Here is a 17,313-nt window from a genome sequence, read left to right as displayed (position 1 = left end):
GCGCCGATTATAGACGGGTTGGCCGCGATCTTCACCTATTTAAGCGGAAAGCCGCTCTTTTCCCGTCGATCAGATTGCCTTATGCTACGCCAGTTTTATAGCCAGGTGGTGAGTGTGAGCAAGCGATCGAAAGCCGATTTTACCCCGCGCCGCGGGGGTTTTACCTTTAAACAATTCTTTGTCGCCCACGATCGTTGCGCCATGAAAGTGGGCACCGACGGGGTGCTGCTCGGCGCCTGGGCGCCGCTGGGGCAGGCGCGCCGGGTGCTGGACATCGGCAGCGGCAGCGGGCTGATCGCGCTGATGCTGGCGCAGCGCAGCGGCGACGAAGTGACCATTGACGCGGTGGAGCTGGATGAAGCCGCCGCCGGCCAGGCGCGCGAAAATGCGGCGGAGTCGCCGTGGCCGCAGCGCATCCGCGTGCATGCGCAGGATATTCACCATTATGCGCAGCAGCATGCCGCTGAGTATGATCTGATCGTCAGTAATCCGCCTTATTTCGAGCCGGCGGTGGCCTGCCGCGACCAGGCGCGCCACAACGCGCGCTACACCGAAACCCTGACGCACGATGCGCTGTTGGCCTGTGCGGCACAGCTGTTGGCGGAACAGGGAACGTTCTGCGTGGTGCTGCCGCACGACATCGGCGCCGAATTCGAACGTCTGGCGCAGCAAAGCGGCTGGCAGACGGCGGCGAAAGTGAACGTCAGCGATCGGGCCGATACGCCGCTGCACCGGGTGCTGCTGGCGCTGACGCGGCGGGAAACGCCGCTGCGGGAGCAGGCGCTGGCGATCAAGCAGGCCGATGGCAGCTATACCGACGATTTCCGCCGGTTGATCGCCGACTTCTACCTGTTCTACTGAAAAGAAAAGGGCGCCGATTAGGCGCCCTGTCGCAGAGGTTAAGGCTGCAAAATGGTCGGCAGCGCTTTCGGCAGCAGATCCGGATAGTCCAGCGTGTAGTGCAGGCCGCGGCTCTCTTTGCGCGCCATGGCGCTGCGCACGATAAGCTCGGCCACCTGCACCAGATTGCGCAGCTCCAGCAGGTTGTTGGAGATGCGGAAGTGAGCGTAGTACTCGTCGATTTCCGCCTGCAGCGTGTTGATGCGGCGCAGGGCGCGTTCCAACCGCTTGGTGGTGCGCACGATGCCGACGTAATCCCACATGAACAGCCGCAGCTCGTGCCAGTTGTGCTGAATCACCACCCGTTCGTCCGCATCGTCCACCCGGCTTTCATCCCAGTGCGGCACCTGTTTGGCCTGCTGAATGAACGGCAGGCGCTGCAGAATGTCTTCCGCCGCCGACCAACCGTACACCAGGCACTCCAGCAGCGAATTCGACGCCATGCGGTTGGCGCCGTGCAGGCCGGTATAGCTGACCTCGCCGATGGCGTACAGCCCGTCGAGATCGGTGCGGCCGTGCTGATCGACCATCACGCCGCCGCAGGTGTAGTGCGCCGCCGGGACGATCGGGATCGGTTGCCGAGTCAGATCGAAGCCCAGCGTCAGCAGCTTCTCGTGGATCATCGGGAAGTGCTGGGTGATGAACTCCGCCGGCTTGTGGCTGATGTCCAGGTACATGCAGTCGGCGCCCAGGCGCTTCATTTCATGGTCGATGGCGCGGGCGACGATATCGCGCGGGGCCAGTTCGCCGCGCGGGTCAAAATCCGGCATAAAGCGGCTGCCGTCCGGGCGTTTCAGATAAGCCCCTTCGCCGCGCAGCGCTTCGGTCAGCAGGAAGTTGCGCGCCTGAGGATGGAACAGGCAGGTCGGGTGGAACTGGTTGAACTCCAGGTTGGCGACCCGGCAGCCGGCGCGCCAGGCCATGGCGATGCCGTCGCCGGAGGAGATGTCCGGGTTGGTGGTGTATTGGTATACCTTGGCTGCGCCGCCGGTGGCCAACACCACCGTTTTGGCGCGGTAGGTTTCCACCCGCTCCAGCTCGCGGTTCCAGACGTAAGCGCCCACCACTCGGCGGGTGCCCGGCAGGCCGATTTTGTTCGAGGTAATCAGGTCAACCGCGTTGCAGCGCTCCATCACGCAAATATTGGGGTGAGCGCTTGCTTTCCCCACCAGCGTGGTCTCTACTTCCTTACCGGTAGCGTCCGCGGCGTGCAGAATGCGGCGATGGCTGTGGCCGCCTTCGCGCGTGAGGTGATAATGCTCCTCGCCCTGCGCGTTGACCTCGGTGTCGAACAGCACGCCCTGATCGATCAGCCACTGCACGCAGTGGCGCGCGTTGCCTGCGATGAATTCGACGGCCTCTTTGTCGCATAGGCCGGCGCCGGCAATCAAAGTGTCATCAACGTGTGAGGCAATGCTGTCCGTCTCATCGAACACCGCGGCGATCCCGCCCTGGGCGTAAAAGGTGGCGCCCTCGCTGAGCGGCCCCTTGCTGAGAACGGTAACCTTGCAATGCTGCGCCAGGCGCAGCGCCAGTGACAGGCCCGCAGCGCCGCTGCCGACGATCAGTACATCGCTAACATGTTCAGATGATGGTTGCATAACGTATGATGTGTGCAGAAGAAGAGTGAATTTCATGTTAGCCTAACTGTCCGGGCAAAAGCCACGGATAGGGCGACATCAACAGAAAAAACAATGGCGATATGGAACTTCGTGTTCTATATGAACTCCAAGCGAGTGCTTGCTCAGGAAAATAATGTATGGCTGGCAGTACAATTTTACGCGTGGAGACGGATTTGGGGAGAGTTTACCTCGGATGAGCGAGCAGTTAACGGATCAAGTTCTGGTCGAGCGGGTCCAAAAGGGCGATCAGAAATCGTTTAACCTACTGGTAGTGCGCTATCAGCATAAGGTGGCGAGTCTCGTTTCCCGCTATGTACCGCAGGGCGATGTGCCCGATGTGGTGCAGGAGTCGTTTATCAAGGCCTATCGCGCACTGGAATCGTTCCGTGGCGACAGCGCTTTTTATACCTGGTTGTATCGAATCGCCGTGAACACGGCAAAGAATTATCTGGTTGCTCAGGGGCGCCGTCCGCCATCCAGTGATGTGGACGCCAACGATGCGGAAAATTACGAAAGTGCGGGCGCACTGAAAGAAATTTCGAACCCTGAGAACTTAATGTTGTCAGAAGAGCTGAGACAGATAGTTTTCCGTACCATTGAGTCGCTCCCTGAGGATCTTCGCATGGCGATTACCCTGCGGGAGTTGGATGGTCTAAGCTACGAAGAGATAGCTGCCATCATGGATTGCCCGGTCGGAACCGTACGTTCGCGTATTTTCCGCGCCCGGGAAGCTATCGATAATAAAGTTCAACCGCTGATCCAGCGTTAGCAATGGCGGGCACAGGAAGGGTACTTAGGCATGCAGAAAGAAAAGCTTTCCGCTCTGATGGATGGTGAATCGTTCGACAGCGAGCTGTTGAGTTCTCTGTCGCAAGATCGAACGCTTCAACAAAGCTGGCAGAGCTATCACCTGATACGTGACACACTGCGAGGTGATGTCGGGCAAGTGATGCATCTCGACATCGCCGATCGCGTAGCCGCTGCACTTGAGAAAGAACCCGCCCGGCTGGTGCCTTCCGCCGTTCAGGAATCTCAGCCGCAGCCTCACACCTGGCAGAAAATGCCGTTCTGGGACAAAGTGCGTCCTTGGGCGAGCCAGATTACGCAAATCGGTATGGCGGCCTGCGTGTCGCTGGCGGTGATCGTCGGCGTACAGCACTATAACCAACCTGCTGCGTCATCGAACGCGTCCGAATCGCCGGCCTTCACCACGCTGCCGATCATGGGCCAGGCCTCACCGGTCAGCCTGGGCGTCCCGGCCGACAGCTTCTCCACCGGCAGCGGCCAACAGCAGCAGGTGCAGGAACAGCGCAAGCGTATCAACGCCATGCTGCAGGACTATGAACTGCAACGTCGCCTGCATTCGGATCAGCTGCAGCTTGAACAAAGCAACCCACAACAGGCTGCCATTCAGGTTCCCGGAACTCAGTCTTTAGGAATGCAACAGCAGTAATGAAGCAAATCTGGTTCTCCGTTTGTTTATTGACGGGCAGCCTGCTCTATTCCAGCATCGCCCCGGCGCAGCCAACTGCGTCCGGGGCGTTATTGCAACAGATGAGCAGCGCCAGCCGTTCTCTCAATTACGAGCTCGCCTACATCAGCATCAGCAAGCAGGGAATCGAGTCGTTGCGCTATCGCCATGCGGTGATCGGCAACGTGCCGCTCGGCCAGCTGTTGCATATGGACGGCCCGCGCCGCGAAGTATTGCAGCGCGGCGGCGGGATCAGCTACTTCGAGCCTGGCCTGGAGCCGTTCACGCTCACCGGCGATCACATCGTCGATGCGCTGCCGGCGATCGTCTATGCCGATTTCACCCGTCTGGCCAAGTACTACGACTTCATCTCCGTGGGCAGCACCCGCATCGCCGATCGGCCGTGTGAAGTGCTGCGCGTGGTGGCGCGCGACGGTTCCCGCTACAGCTACATCGTCTGGATGGACGAGGACACCAAGCTGCCGCTGCGGGTGGATCTGCTCGATCGCGACGGCGAAACGCTGGAGCAATATCGGGTGATCTCCTTCGCGGTCGGCGCCGACGTGCAGGGCGCGATGCAGGGGCTGCTCAAAGCCAACCTGCCGCCGCTACTGTCGCTACCGGCGGTGGAAAACGTCCAGCTCAGCTGGAGCACCGGCTGGCTGCCGGCCGGGGTGGACGAGGTGGCGCGCAATCGCCGCAAATTACCGAATGTCGCCGTGCCGGTCGAATCCCGGCTTTACAGCGACGGTCTGTTCAGCTTCTCGGTCAACGTCAGCCCGGCGGGCAGCGGAGCCGGGCAGCAATACTACCGTCAGGGGCGCCGTACCATTCAGACCGAAGTGCGCGCGGGCAACGAAATCACTATCGTGGGCGAATTGCCGCCGTCTACGGCCAAGCGCATCGCCGACAGCATTTCTTTCAAGGTATCGCCGTAATGATGAAAGAGTGGGCCACGGTGGTTTCGTGGCAACAGGGCGTAGCGCTGCTGCGCTGTGAACCCAAGGCCGGTTGCGGCAGCTGTACCGCGCGCTCCGGCTGCGGCGCGCGCGCGTTGAACGAGCTGGTGCCGGAAACCGCGCATCAGCTGCAGGTGCATATCGATCAGCCGCTCGAACCGGGGCAGCGTGTCGAGGTTGGCATTGCGGAGGGCAGCCTGCTGCGCTCCGCCATGCTGGTTTACCTGACGCCGCTGCTGGGCATGATGTTGGGCGGCACCTTGCTGCAATATTGTTTCGACAGCGACGCCTCGGCGGCAGTCGGCGCCGTGCTGGGCGGCGGGGCGGCCTTTATGCTGGCGCGCCGGTTGGCCCGGCGTCTGGGCGAGCAGGCCGATTACCAGCCGGTGGTGCTGCAGATTGGGCTGCCGCCTACCGCGATGCGCATGCAGGCGGAAAACTCCCCGCTGATTTAAACCGACGGCCGCGTCATCGCCGGGTTGTGATAGGCGGGGATGCGGTTGTGGATCATATGCTCCAACAGCGCGATAAACAGATCGGCGCTGAGCAGCGAATCGTAGTTAATCGCGAACAGCACATTTCCCTGGCCGTCGAGCAAACGGATGCCGAGCTGCGGATGGTTTTCCACCGCGCGGATCTGCTCGAGCGGCACGTTTCCCCGTTCCGTGGCCAGCAAGGTGGCGCTTAGCCGCAGCGTTTCAGTCGGCGTACCTTGCCGTTTGCCCAGCAGCAGCTGCCACAGCCAGCGTGCGTCGCCCTCAACGGTGTGAAACGGCACCACTTCCCCCTGATAGAGCGCATTCAATGCCAGCGGCCCGCGCTGCTGCAGCTGTTGGTCAACGATCACGTCCGCCAGCCGCCACGAATGGGCGACGTTGCTGAAAACCGTACACCAGGGCTGATCCGCGCCGGCGCGGAACGCCGTGACGTCAAACAGCCCGCCAAAAGCTTTGCCGCCGCGAAAGCGATAGATGTCGCCGATCTTCTCAAACGGGATGAAGCGCTCTTTGTGATGGTGGCCGTCAAAGACCCGCACGCCGTGCTCGTACAGGCGATAGGTCAGCGTCGGGCGCAGATAGTGCCGCAGCGCCAGCAGCGTACAGCCGAGTAAAACCGTGCCCGCGCCGGCCTGCAACAGCGTGATGACTTCACTCTCATCAATGCTGCTCAGCAGCGGCAGCACCAACAGCGCGGCCCCCACGCTAAACAGCAGCGCCGCCGCCGCCAGAATGCCCCAGTTGACCTTCGAAAAATCGTGCCGGCTCAGCATTTGCCCTTTATCGATCATATGCACCTTCCAATCAACGTACGCAGATATGCTGCTGAACCCCGGTGGGCTGCCGATGTAGTGCCCGGAATAATGTTTTGTCGCGGAGTTCACGCCCTTTCTATCCGAGGGGCGGTGGTGGCGTATATGGGGTTTTTCCTAAAGGCAGAGGGGCGAAATGGAATTCTAAGAGGTTGATCCAAATATTCTTTTCTTATAATTTCGGAGAGGGTTTATTGCGCTGCGGCCGGTTATGTATTAGTGCCGGAGTTTGACGGCCACGAAGCACCTGCAAGCCTTGGGTTCAGGCCGTATCGTCCGCGTTAACATCTGTTTTCACCCGCCGGGGTGCCCTGTAACATTTAGCTGCGCATAATAGAATGCCTTCACTGCACCGATCGCTAGGTTTTCAGTGGTGTGGCATGTAGAATGCAGCGATTCAGGTGCAAGACGGCCTAACCCATTCACTGTCGCTTTAGGTCCATGCGGGTTTCTATAGGCGAGTAATTCAGAAATACCAAGGCAGAAAAACTTTTATAATGAAGCATATACGAAATTTCTCCATTATTGCCCATATTGACCACGGTAAGTCGACGCTGTCTGACCGCATTATCCAAATCTGCGGTGGCTTGTCCGACCGTGAAATGGCCGCGCAGGTGCTCGATTCCATGGATCTGGAGCGCGAGCGCGGCATCACCATCAAAGCGCAGAGCGTGACGCTGGATTATAAGGCGCTGGATGGGCAGACCTATCAACTCAACTTTATCGACACCCCCGGCCACGTTGACTTCTCCTATGAAGTTTCCCGCTCGCTGGCGGCCTGCGAAGGCGCGCTGTTGGTGGTGGATGCCGGTCAGGGCGTAGAAGCCCAGACGCTGGCCAACTGCTACACCGCGATCGAAATGGATCTGGAAGTGGTGCCGGTACTGAACAAGATTGACCTGCCGGCCGCCGATCCGGATCGCGCCGCACAGGAAATCGAAGACATCGTCGGTATCGACGCTACCGATGCGGTGCGCTGCTCGGCCAAAACCGGCGTCGGCGTGCCCGAAGTGCTGGAGCGCCTGGTGCGCGACATCCCGCCGCCGCAGGGCGATCCGGATGCGCCGCTGCAGGCGCTGATCATCGACTCCTGGTTCGATAACTACCTGGGCGTCGTCTCTCTGGTGCGCGTCAAGAACGGCACGCTGCGCAAGGGCGACAAGATCAAGGTCATGAGCACCGGCCAGGTGTACAACGCCGATCGCCTGGGCATCTTCACGCCGAAGCAGGTCGATCGCGACGTGCTGAACTGCGGCGAAGTAGGCTGGCTGGTCTGTGCGATTAAAGACATCCTCGGCGCGCCGGTGGGCGATACCTTGACGCAGGCGCGTCAGCCGGCGGATAAAGCGCTGCCGGGCTTCAAGAAAGTGAAGCCGCAGGTGTACGCCGGTCTGTTCCCGATCAGCTCCGACGACTATGAATCCTTCCGCGATGCGCTGGGCAAACTGAGCCTCAACGACGCCTCCCTGTTCTACGAGCCGGAAAGCTCCACTGCGCTGGGCTTCGGCTTCCGCTGCGGCTTCCTCGGCCTGCTGCACATGGAGATCATTCAGGAGCGTCTGGAGCGTGAATACGATCTGGATCTGATCACCACCGCGCCGACGGTCGTCTACGAAGTGGAAACCACCGGCAAAGAAGTGATCTACGTCGACAGCCCGTCCAAGCTGCCGCCGTTGAACAATATCCAGGAACTGCGCGAGCCGATCGCCGAATGCCACATGCTGATGCCGCAGGAATACCTGGGCAACGTCATCACCCTGTGCGTTGAGAAGCGCGGCGTGCAGACCAACATGGTCTACCACGGCAACCAGGTGGCGTTGACCTATGAAATCCCGATGGCGGAAGTGGTGCTCGACTTCTTCGACCGCCTGAAGTCCACGTCGCGCGGTTATGCGTCGCTGGATTACAACTTCAAGCGCTTCCAGGCTTCCGACATGGTGCGCGTGGACGTGCTGATCAACAACGAGCGCGTGGATGCGCTGGCGCTGATCACCCACCGCGACAACTCGCAGTATCGCGGCCGTGAACTGGTGGAGAAGATGAAAGATCTGATCCCGCGTCAGCAGTTCGACATCGCGATTCAGGCGGCGATCGGCACGCACATCATCGCGCGTTCCACCGTGAAGCAGTTGCGTAAAAACGTGCTGGCGAAATGCTACGGCGGTGACGTCAGCCGTAAGAAAAAGCTGCTGCAGAAACAGAAAGACGGTAAGAAACGCATGAAGCAGGTCGGCAACGTCGAGCTGCCGCAGGAAGCGTTCCTGGCCATTCTGCACGTTGGTAAAGACGGCAAGTAACCGCGACGAGTTCGCGAAACGAGGGAGTTTGCATGGCGAATATGTTTGCCCTGATCCTGGCGTTGGCCACCCTGGTCACCGGGATCATCTGGTGCTTCGAGCGCTTTAAATGGGCGCCGGCCCGCCGCGCGAAGATCGCGGCGGTCAACGAGCAGACCGCGGGCGCCGTAGACGATAAAACGCTGGCGAAAGTGGCGAAGCAGCCTGGTTGGGTAGAGACTGGCGCATCGGTGTTCCCGGTGCTGTTGCTGGTCTTTGTGGTGCGTTCGTTTATTTACGAACCGTTCCAGATCCCGTCAGGCTCAATGATGCCGACGCTGTTGATTGGCGATTTCATTCTGGTGGAGAAATATGCCTACGGCATTAAAGATCCGATTACCCAGACCACGCTCATTGAAACCGGCCATCCGAAGCGCGGCGATATTGCGGTATTTAAATATCCGCTGGATCCGAAGCTGGATTATATCAAGCGTGTAATTGGCCTGCCGGGCGACCGTATTACTTACGATCCGGTGAATAAGCGCGTCACGGTGCAGCCGTCCTGCAACAGCGGGCAGTCCTGCGATACCGCGCTGGCGGTGACCTATGCGGACGCCCAGCCGAGCGACTTCGTGCAGCTGTTCAGCCGCAGCGGCATGGGCGAGGCCAGCAACGGCTTCTACCAAATCCCGCTGAACGACAACGTGCCGCAGGGCGGCATTCGTCTGCGCGAGCGTCAGGAGAGCCTGGGCAACGTGACCCACCGCATCCTGACCGTGCCGGGCACGCAGGATCAGGTGGGCGCTTACTACCAACAGCCGGGCAAACCGCTGGCGGAGTGGGTGGTGCCGGCCGGGCATTACTTCATGATGGGCGACAACCGCGACAACAGCGCGGACAGCCGCTACTGGGGCTTTGTGCCGGAGAAAAATCTGGTGGGTAAAGCCACGGCCATCTGGATGAGCTTTGAAAAGCAGGAAGGTGAGTGGCCTACCGGCGTGCGTTTCAGCCGGATCGGCGGCATTCATTAATCGCTGACTTATTCTCTGTCTATTTCACGCCGCAGCCTACTGCGGCGTGAAAGATTAAGGGGATATAAACACAGCATTATGTTTCCACTCGTTGTAGAATACTTTCTCGAGCGATAAAAAGTTGGCTCCTGCTGGGAGCCACTGCAAACGAAACAGCTTTGGATCGGCTTTCGGCGAAGCAGGCCTGTTCCGTATGCTGCAAGTTTTTGACGCATTCTTGATCTATTGGTAACTCATGAACCCCATCGTAATAAACAGGCTGCAGCGGAAGCTGGGCTACACTTTTCAACAGCAGGAGCTTTTACTGCAGGCTTTGACTCACCGCAGCGCCAGCAGTAAACACAATGAACGTCTTGAGTTTCTGGGTGACTCGATTCTGAGCTTTGTCATCGCCAATGCGCTCTATCACCGCTTTCCTCGCGTAGACGAGGGCGATATGAGCCGCATGCGTGCCACGCTGGTGCGCGGCAACACGCTGGCGGAGATGGCGCGCGAGTTTGACCTGGGCGAATGTCTGCGGCTGGGGCCGGGCGAATTGAAAAGTGGTGGGTTCCGCCGCGAGTCAATCCTGGCGGATACGGTGGAGGCATTGATCGGCGGCGTGTTCCTGGACAGCGACATCCAGACCGTCGAGCGTCTGATTTTGGACTGGTATCGCAGCCGGTTGGACGAAATCAGCCCCGGTGATAAGCAGAAAGACCCGAAAACCCGTTTGCAGGAGTTTTTGCAGGGGCGTCATCTGCCGTTGCCTTCTTATTTGGTGGTGCAGGTTCGCGGTGAAGCGCACGACCAAGAGTTTACCATCCACTGCCAGGTGAGTGGTTTGAGCGAGCCCGTGGTGGGCACCGGCTCGAGCCGCCGTAAAGCCGAGCAGGCGGCAGCGGAACAAGCGCTGAAAAAGCTGGAGCTTGAATGAGCGAAGTAAAACAACACTGCGGGTTTATCGCCATCGTCGGCCGCCCGAACGTGGGCAAATCGACGTTGCTGAACCAACTGCTGGGGCAGAAGGTTTCCATTACGTCGCGTAAGCCGCAGACGACCCGTCACCGCATCATGGGCATCGACACCGATGGCGCCTATCAGGCGATCTACGTCGATACCCCAGGGCTGCACATCGAAGAAAAACGCGCCATCAACCGCTTGATGAACCGCGCGGCCAGCAGCTCGATCGGCGACGTCGAACTGGTGATCTTCGTGGTCGAAGGCACCAACTGGACCGCCGACGACGAAATGGTGGTCAACAAGCTGCGCAGCCTGCGTTGCCCGGTATTGCTGGCGATCAACAAGGTCGATAACGTCACCGACAAATCCAAGCTGTTGCCGCACATCGCGTTCCTCAGCCAGCAGATGAACTTCCTCGACGTGGTGCCTATCTCCGCCGAGAAAGGGATGAACGTCGACATCATCGCCGGCATCGTGCGCAAGCTGCTGCCGGAAGCGGAACACCACTTCCCGGAAGACTACATCACCGATCGCTCCCAGCGCTTTATGGCGTCCGAGATCATCCGCGAGAAGCTGATGCGTTTCCTGGGCGAAGAGCTGCCGTATTCGGTGACGGTGGAAATCGAACAGTTCGTGGCTAACGATCGCGGCGGCTACGATGTGCACGGCCTGATCCTGGTCGAGCGCGAAGGCCAGAAGAAAATGGTCATCGGCAACAAAGGCGCCAAGATCAAAACCATCGGCATCGAAGCGCGCCAGGACATGGAACAGATGTTCGACGCCAAAGTGCATCTCGAGCTGTGGGTGAAAGTGAAATCCGGTTGGGCGGACGACGAACGTGCGCTGCGCAGCCTGGGCTATGTTGACGATCTGAAGTAACGATCCGTGGACGGCTGGGAGCGCGCTTTCGTCCTGCATGGGCGGCCGTACAGTGAAACCAGTCTGATGCTGGATCTGTTTACCGAAGGTCATGGGCGGGTGCGCTTGCTGGCGAAAGGCGCGCGCAGCCGCCGTTCCAATCTGAAGGGTTGCCTGCAGCCCTTTACCCCCCTGTTAGTGCGCTGGGGCGGCCGCGGCGAAGTGAAAACGCTGCGCAACGCCGAAGCGGTCTCCCTCGGTTTACCCCTCAGCGGCATGATGCTTTACAGCGGCCTGTACGTGAACGAACTGCTGGCGCGCGTGCTGGAGCAGGAAACCAACTACTCGGTGCTGTTCTTCGACTATCTGCAATGCCTGCAGGCGCTGGCGGCGGAAGACAGCTCGCCGGAGCAGGCGCTGCGTCAGTTCGAACTGGCCTTGCTGCACCACCTGGGCTACGGCCTCGATTTCCTGCACTGCGCCGGCAGCGGCCTGCCGGTGGATGATGCCATGACCTATCGTTACCGCGAAGAGAAAGGCTTTATCGCCAGCCTGGTGGTGGATCATTACAGCTTCACCGGGCGCGAACTGCGCGCGCTGGCGGAGCGGCAGTTTCCCGATGCCGAGACGCTGCGCGCCGCCAAGCGTTTCACCCGTATGGCGCTGAAACCCTACCTCGGCGGCAAGCCGTTGAAGAGCCGCGAACTGTTCCGCCAGTTCGTGCGCAAACAGCCGAATACGCCGGTCGACGACGCCTGACCTTTTCCCCTTTTGCCGCCCTGCGCCCGCGTGTAAACTGCTGGCACTGAAAATCGTATTTAGAGGTTGTCATGGCTGATTTGCTGCTGGGCGTCAATATCGATCACATCGCCACGTTACGTAACGCGCGCGGAACCCAATACCCGGATCCGGTTCAGGCGGCATTCATTGCCGAACAGGCGGGGGCCGACGGCATTACCGTGCATCTGCGCGAAGACCGTCGCCATATCACTGACCGCGACGTGCGCCTGCTGCGCCAGACCATCCAGACGCGCATGAATCTGGAGATGGCGGTGACCGACGAGATGCTGGACATCGCCATTGAGCTGAAGCCGCACTTCTGCTGCCTGGTGCCGGAAAAACGTGAAGAAGTGACCACCGAAGGCGGCCTGGACGTCGCCGGCCAGCTGGACAAAATGAGCGTGGCGGTTGAGCGCCTGGCGCAGGCGGGCATTTTGGTCTCGCTGTTCATCGATCCCGATCATCGCCAGATCGACGCGGCGGTGGCGGTGGGCGCTCCTTATATCGAGATTCACACCGGTGCCTACGCCGAAGCCCAGGGCGAGCTGGCGGTACAGGCCGAGCTGCGCCGCATCGCGGTAGCCGCCGCCTACGCGGCCGAGAAGGGGCTGAAGGTCAATGCCGGCCACGGCCTGACCTACCACAACGTGCAGCCGATTGCCGCGCTGCCGGAAATGCACGAGCTGAACATCGGCCATGCAATTATCGGCCAGGCGGTGATGTGCGGGCTGCCGGCCGCAGTTGCCGACATGAAAGTGCTGATGCGGGAAGCGCGCCGGTAATGGCGGTGCTCGGGCTGGGTACCGACATCGTCGAGATGGCGCGTATCGAAGCGGTGGTGGAGCGCAGCGGCGATCGTCTGGCACGCCGCGTGCTGAGCGACGCCGAGTGGGCGCTGTATCAGCAGCACCAGCAGCCGATTCGCTTTCTGGCCAAACGTTTCGCCGTGAAAGAGGCCGCTGCCAAGGCGTTCGGCACCGGCATTCGCAACGGCCTGGCGTTCAACCAGTTCGAAGTGTTCAACGATGCGTTGGGCAAGCCGAATATTCGTTTGCACGGCCGCGCCGCCGAGCTGGCCGGGGAGATGGGGGTCGCCGCGATCCACGTTTCGCTGGCCGACGAACGGCGCTACGCCTGCGCGACGGTGATCGTCGAAAGCTGAAAATAGAAAGGGCGCCTGTGGCGCCCTTGTCAGTCCTGCGGCGGATTAAATGCGATCGGCGTGGTGCAGCACCACGAACTTGTCCCACAGCTGTTCGTTGCTCTCGCGATGCTGCGGATCGGTGATGATGGTGTTGTCGATCGGGCAAACCTGCTGGCAGGTCGGCGTATCATAATGGCCGACGCACTCGGTGCAGCGATCGGTATCGATCTGATAAATCTCATCGCCCATCGAAATCGCCTGGTTCGGGCATTCCGGCTCGCACATGTCGCAGTTGATGCATTTCTTGGTAATCAGCAGTGCCATTGTCAGTTATCTTTCCATCGGTGTGCTCGGGCTGGCGCGCAATCTATCATAGAATCGCCGCGCGGCGGGCGTTTTTTCGTCATCTTACCGCTTAGGGTAACTCAGGTGGGTCGTCAGCCAACTGATCGAAATCAACCCTTCTCTGCCCGTCAAACACCCAGCGCTTATCGGTATCCGCCATACGCATCGTCGGCATCACCTCCGGATGAGCAACCCGTATTCCCGCCTCTTGAGCAAACAACCCGATAAAATCGAACGCGCTCAAGGGATCATCAATGATCTGGTGTTGTTGGTCGCGATCGCTCAGCACCAGCAACGGCACCTGGTAATTCTGCCGGGTATCGCCGCTGTGACGCAGAGAACGTATGCCGCCGATATCCTTATGGGAAAGACCGTGATCGGAGAAATAGAACAGTTTAAACGGCGCACCGGTCCGTTTCAGACTTTGATAAACCTGCTCGATAAAACGATCAGTCTTGCGATAGGTAGAGAGGTAGCAGGCCAGCTCCTTATTCGGCGACTCGACGCTCGGCGGTTCGCCGTTAAGCCGCGCGCAAAAGTCGGCGTGCGAGCCCATCAGATGCAGCACATACAGGTTGCCTTGCCCCTGGCGGCTCAATAGTTGGTCAAATATTGGCAGCAGCGCATCATCATCGGTGTTGCGCGATTGATAGTCGCCTTTCTTCAGGAAGTAATGGTTATCGCTGAACATGGCGATTTTTGATACCGGCGTATCGAATTGCCCGAACATGCCCTGATTGGACAGCCAGTGGGTATTGAGGCCGGCGGCTTTTGCCAGGGTGATGATATTATCTCCGAGGGCAATGTTGTGGCCGTTGCTTAAAGCCAGCGTGCGGGGGAGCGATTCGAACGTATTCGGCGCGGTGGAAATATAGTTACTGTAAAACCGTCCCTTGGCATTATCCAGAAACGGTGTAGTGGACACCGGATAACCAAATAAGGACATATGATCCCTGCGCATACTTTCGCCGACGATAATGACATAGTTCTCATTCGTTGGTACGCCGGCGGTAAGCGACCAGCGGTTTGGTGCTGAAGCGTCGGTGTTTAATTCATCAATCTGCTGTTGGTATTGATGGTAAGCCGAATAAGTGGATAAAAAGAAGTCAGGCAATCTGAGATTGCTCAACCCACCGCTGAATGCTCTGGCGATAATAATCGCCGTAAGCAGGCCCAATGCGATCAATATTGTTTTCTTTGACAGGGGGTGTCGCCAAATAAATCGACCGAGAATGGCCGGCGTAACCAGAATGGCGATAGGCAACAGATAACAGCTGACCGGGAGGGTTTGCAAAAACTCCCTTGCCTCTATCGGGTTGGATTGCAGCAGGGCTGACACCACGACGGCTGATGGGGAACCGTATATGGCCCCGACCGGCGCATACAGTGCGCACAGCAGAATAAACGGAATAATCAGGCCGTAACGGGTAAGCGAATGGATAGATAATAATAACAAGATAAGTGCAATAAAAAGAATATCAATGCCTTTTCCACCGCTGTATCCCATCGCTTTGATTAATATCAAAGCAATAATGGCGTAAAATAAAAAAGTGCGCAGGGTCGGGTGAGCCACGGAGTGCCGCAACTTATCTAAAATAACAGTGTGTGTATTCATAATGGTATCGTTAAATAATGCTGTCCATGCATGCTCAATTATTGATTGATAATTGAGCGAGTCACCGCCCGCACATTATTTTTCGAATGCAGAGAAGGGAAATAATTGAGCTGGCGGCGTTTTATCGGCCGCCATTATACGCCTCAAACCAACTTTTTCATTAACTGTTCGCTGTGCTTGATGCGGTCGCGGGCATGATCGAGATCGTGTTGAATCAGCGCCATAAACAGCAGATCGGTGAGAGCGTACTGGGCCGTGCTGGAAGAGATGGCCGCGCTGCGGGTGTGGGGCTCTTCGGCGATGGTGTAGAGGCAGTGATCCGCGCGCTGCTGCAGGCCGTTGGGAGAAAAGCTGGTCAGCGCCAACACCCTGGCGCCGGCCTGGCGCGCCTCTTCCGCCGCCAGATTGATTTCACGCCGTTCGCCGCTGAAGGAGATAGCCAGCAGCAGATCGCGTTTGTCCAGCGCCTGCACCGCCGCCAGCTGAACGTGCATGTCCGCTTCGGCCACCGCCATCACGCCGATTTTCAGCAGCTTGAAGGAAAAATCCTTGGCCACCAGCCCGGAAGCGCCGATGCCAATTAGCATTACCCGGCGCGCCTGGCGCAGCATGTCCAGCGCCTGATGCAGCCGCTCTTCGCTGTTGATGTCCAGCGTCGCGCGCAGCGCCGCCTGCTTTTCCGCCAATAGCTTTTCACCGACGGTTTTCAGCGTGTCGCTGCTGAGGATGTGGTTGTGAACGGTCACGACCGGCTCGGCCTGCGGCTGGGCCAGCGTCTCGCTCAGCGCCAGCTTCAACGCCGGGAAACCTTTATAGCCCAGTTTTTGGGCGAACTTCACCACGCTCGACTGGCTGATGCCGGCCAGCTGGGCCAGCTTTTGCGAGCTGAGATGGCGCGCCTGCTCGGCGTTGTTCAGCAAAAAATCCGCCAGCTTGCGGTCGTTTTGCGCCAGTGTCGGATACATCTGGCGAATGCGCAGAAGGGTACTCATTGATCTTTCCCTGGAAACCAGCGGCCATTTTGCCACGCAGGCGGCGAAAACGCGCGGTGAAAATTTTTGTGAGCTCGTCGTTAAAATAGCAAATAGCGCTCGCTTTGTTGAATAAAATATTCAAATATTGATTTAATTTTGTGAATTAAAAATTCAAAGGTGAACAGATGAACTTAGGCGCACTGGTATCGGAAACCCGCAACCCGGCCACCATGAGGCTGGATGAGATGTCGACGCTGGAGATGGTCCGCTGCTTTAACCAGGAAGACCGCAAGGTGCCGGAGGCGATCGAAAAGGTGCTGCCGGCGATCGCGCAGGCGGTCGATTTGGCGGCGGCGGCGTTGAAGGTTGGTGGGCGGCTGATTTATTTGGGCGCCGGCACCAGCGGCCGCCTGGGCGTGCTGGATGCCTCCGAGTGCCCGCCGACCTTCGGTGTGCCGCACGGCGTGGTGGTGGGGCTGATCGCCGGCGGGCCGGGCGCGCTGCTTAAAGCGGTGGAGGGGGCGGAAGACGACGAAGCTTTGGGCGAAGCCGATCTCCGGGCGCTTAACCTCACCGCCGTCGATATGGTGGTGGGGTTGGCGGCCTCCGGGCGCACGCCTTATGTGATTGGCGCACTGCGCTATGCGCGCGGGCTGGGCTGCCCGACGGCGGCCATCTCCTGCAACCCGGATTCGCCGATCGCGCACGAAGCGCAGGTGGCGATCTCGCCGGTGGTAGGGCCGGAGGCTCTGACCGGCTCGACGCGTCTGAAATCCGGCACTGCGCAGAAGCTGGTGCTCAACATGCTGTCGACCGGCGCGATGGTCAAGCTGGGCAAGGTCTACCAGAACCTGATGGTGGACGTGAAGGCCACCAACGTCAAACTGGTGGATCGCGCCTGCCGCATCGTGGTGGAGGCCACCGGCGCCGAACGCGCTCAGGCGGAGGCGGCGCTGGCGCAGACCGGCTTCGAAGTCAAACCGGCGATCCTGATGCTTTTGGCCGGCGTCAGCGCTGAAGAGGCGCAGCAGCGGCTGCAGCGGCACGACGGCTACCTGCGCGCGGCGCTGGCGCGTTAATTCACGGT

18 protein-coding genes are annotated in these 17,313 nt (G+C 59.4%); 13 read left to right on the top strand and 5 right to left on the bottom strand.

The window, feature by feature from the left end; all coding sequences use genetic code 11:
* Positions 1 to 81 precede the first annotated feature (81 nt).
* Positions 82 to 861: a tRNA(1)(Val) (adenine(37)-N(6))-methyltransferase TrmN gene (trmN, locus tag QOL81_RS20910; protein ID WP_060441112.1), complete on the top strand. Its 780-nt coding sequence runs from the start codon at positions 82 to 84 to the stop codon at positions 859 to 861.
* A 38-nt stretch (positions 862 to 899) separates the two neighbouring features.
* Here the strand turns inward: trmN and nadB are convergent, their stop codons facing one another.
* A complete protein-coding gene (gene nadB, locus QOL81_RS20905; protein WP_283440015.1) occupies positions 900 to 2,501 on the bottom strand; it encodes an L-aspartate oxidase in 1,602 nt (533 codons plus the stop codon).
* Between the two features lie 214 nt (positions 2,502 to 2,715).
* Between nadB and rpoE the strand changes: the two genes are divergently transcribed.
* Genes rpoE through rseC form a run of 4 tightly spaced genes read left to right on the top strand, consistent with a single transcriptional unit; the run spans position 2,716 to position 5,407 of the window.
* Positions 2,716 to 3,291 carry an RNA polymerase sigma factor RpoE gene (gene rpoE, locus QOL81_RS20900; protein ID WP_004929136.1) on the top strand — a complete coding sequence of 192 codons (576 nt, stop codon included), beginning with the start codon at positions 2,716 to 2,718 and terminating at the stop codon, positions 3,289 to 3,291.
* Between the two features lie 30 nt (positions 3,292 to 3,321).
* The gene (gene rseA, locus QOL81_RS20895) at positions 3,322 to 3,975 is read left to right on the top strand and encodes an anti-sigma-E factor RseA (protein ID WP_049200771.1); all 654 of its coding nucleotides are present in this window, start codon (positions 3,322 to 3,324) and stop codon (positions 3,973 to 3,975) included.
* Positions 3,975 to 4,931, top strand: a complete 957-nt coding sequence (rseB, locus tag QOL81_RS20890) for a sigma-E factor regulatory protein RseB (RefSeq protein ID WP_283440014.1) — start codon at positions 3,975 to 3,977, stop codon at positions 4,929 to 4,931. The genes rseA and rseB overlap by 1 nt, the downstream gene beginning before the upstream one ends.
* Positions 4,931 to 5,407: a SoxR-reducing system protein RseC gene (gene rseC, locus QOL81_RS20885; RefSeq protein WP_283440013.1), complete on the top strand. Its 477-nt coding sequence runs from the start codon at positions 4,931 to 4,933 to the stop codon at positions 5,405 to 5,407. Before rseB ends, rseC begins: the two co-directional genes overlap by 1 nt.
* Here the strand turns inward: rseC and QOL81_RS20880 are convergent.
* Positions 5,404 to 6,240 carry a hypothetical protein gene (locus QOL81_RS20880; RefSeq protein WP_141959971.1) on the bottom strand — a complete coding sequence of 279 codons (837 nt, stop codon included), beginning with the start codon at positions 6,238 to 6,240 and terminating at the stop codon, positions 5,404 to 5,406. The genes rseC and QOL81_RS20880 overlap by 4 nt on opposite strands.
* A 518-nt stretch (positions 6,241 to 6,758) precedes the next feature.
* Between QOL81_RS20880 and lepA the strand changes: the two genes are divergently transcribed.
* From lepA to acpS, 7 genes are all read left to right on the top strand, one after another.
* Positions 6,759 to 8,558 (top strand): translation elongation factor 4, encoded by a 1,800-nt coding sequence (lepA, locus tag QOL81_RS20875; RefSeq protein ID WP_033635625.1) that lies wholly within the window; start codon positions 6,759 to 6,761, stop codon positions 8,556 to 8,558.
* A 32-nt stretch (positions 8,559 to 8,590) separates the two neighbouring features.
* Positions 8,591 to 9,568, top strand: a complete 978-nt coding sequence (gene lepB, locus QOL81_RS20870; RefSeq protein ID WP_033644122.1) for a signal peptidase I — start codon at positions 8,591 to 8,593, stop codon at positions 9,566 to 9,568.
* Positions 9,569 to 9,803: 235 nt separating this feature from the next.
* Complete coding sequence (gene rnc / locus QOL81_RS20865) at positions 9,804 to 10,484, top strand: ribonuclease III (protein WP_004929158.1); 681 nt, start codon at positions 9,804 to 9,806, stop codon at positions 10,482 to 10,484.
* The gene (era, locus tag QOL81_RS20860; protein WP_283440012.1) at positions 10,481 to 11,389 is read left to right on the top strand and encodes a GTPase Era; all 909 of its coding nucleotides are present in this window, start codon (positions 10,481 to 10,483) and stop codon (positions 11,387 to 11,389) included. The genes rnc and era overlap by 4 nt, the downstream gene beginning before the upstream one ends.
* A 6-nt stretch (positions 11,390 to 11,395) precedes the next feature.
* Positions 11,396 to 12,127: a DNA repair protein RecO gene (gene recO / locus QOL81_RS20855; protein WP_004929165.1), complete on the top strand. Its 732-nt coding sequence runs from the start codon at positions 11,396 to 11,398 to the stop codon at positions 12,125 to 12,127.
* A gap of 71 nt (positions 12,128 to 12,198) precedes the next feature.
* On the top strand, positions 12,199 to 12,930 hold the full coding sequence (pdxJ, locus tag QOL81_RS20850) for a pyridoxine 5'-phosphate synthase (protein WP_047730060.1): 732 nt from the start codon (positions 12,199 to 12,201) through the stop codon (positions 12,928 to 12,930).
* A complete protein-coding gene (gene acpS / locus QOL81_RS20845; RefSeq protein WP_019452319.1) occupies positions 12,930 to 13,310 on the top strand; it encodes a holo-ACP synthase in 381 nt (126 codons plus the stop codon). The genes pdxJ and acpS overlap by 1 nt, the downstream gene beginning before the upstream one ends.
* A 45-nt stretch (positions 13,311 to 13,355) precedes the next feature.
* Here the strand turns inward: acpS and QOL81_RS20840 are convergent, their stop codons facing one another.
* The 3 genes from QOL81_RS20840 to QOL81_RS20830 all read right to left on the bottom strand — a co-directional run bounded on the left by QOL81_RS20840 (position 13,356) and on the right by QOL81_RS20830 (position 16,244).
* Positions 13,356 to 13,616: a YfhL family 4Fe-4S dicluster ferredoxin gene (locus QOL81_RS20840; RefSeq protein ID WP_025303942.1), complete on the bottom strand. Its 261-nt coding sequence runs from the start codon at positions 13,614 to 13,616 to the stop codon at positions 13,356 to 13,358.
* 91 nt (positions 13,617 to 13,707) lie between these two features.
* Entirely contained in the window at positions 13,708 to 15,252 is a 1,545-nt protein-coding gene (locus QOL81_RS20835) for a phosphoethanolamine transferase (RefSeq protein ID WP_283440011.1), read from the bottom strand.
* Positions 15,253 to 15,395: 143 nt separating this feature from the next.
* The gene (locus QOL81_RS20830) at positions 15,396 to 16,244 is read right to left on the bottom strand and encodes a MurR/RpiR family transcriptional regulator (protein WP_033654299.1); all 849 of its coding nucleotides are present in this window, start codon (positions 16,242 to 16,244) and stop codon (positions 15,396 to 15,398) included.
* Positions 16,245 to 16,411: 167 nt separating this feature from the next.
* Between QOL81_RS20830 and murQ the strand changes: the two genes are divergently transcribed.
* The gene (murQ, locus tag QOL81_RS20825; protein ID WP_060425045.1) at positions 16,412 to 17,305 is read left to right on the top strand and encodes an N-acetylmuramic acid 6-phosphate etherase; all 894 of its coding nucleotides are present in this window, start codon (positions 16,412 to 16,414) and stop codon (positions 17,303 to 17,305) included.
* Positions 17,306 to 17,313 lie beyond the last annotated feature (8 nt).

Origin of the sequence: Serratia sp. CC22-02, from assembly GCF_900182895.1 — a bacterium.
In the GTDB taxonomy this organism is placed as follows: Bacteria; Pseudomonadota; Gammaproteobacteria; order Enterobacterales; family Enterobacteriaceae; genus Serratia; species Serratia nevei.
This window is presented reverse-complemented; position numbering and strand designations above follow the sequence as displayed.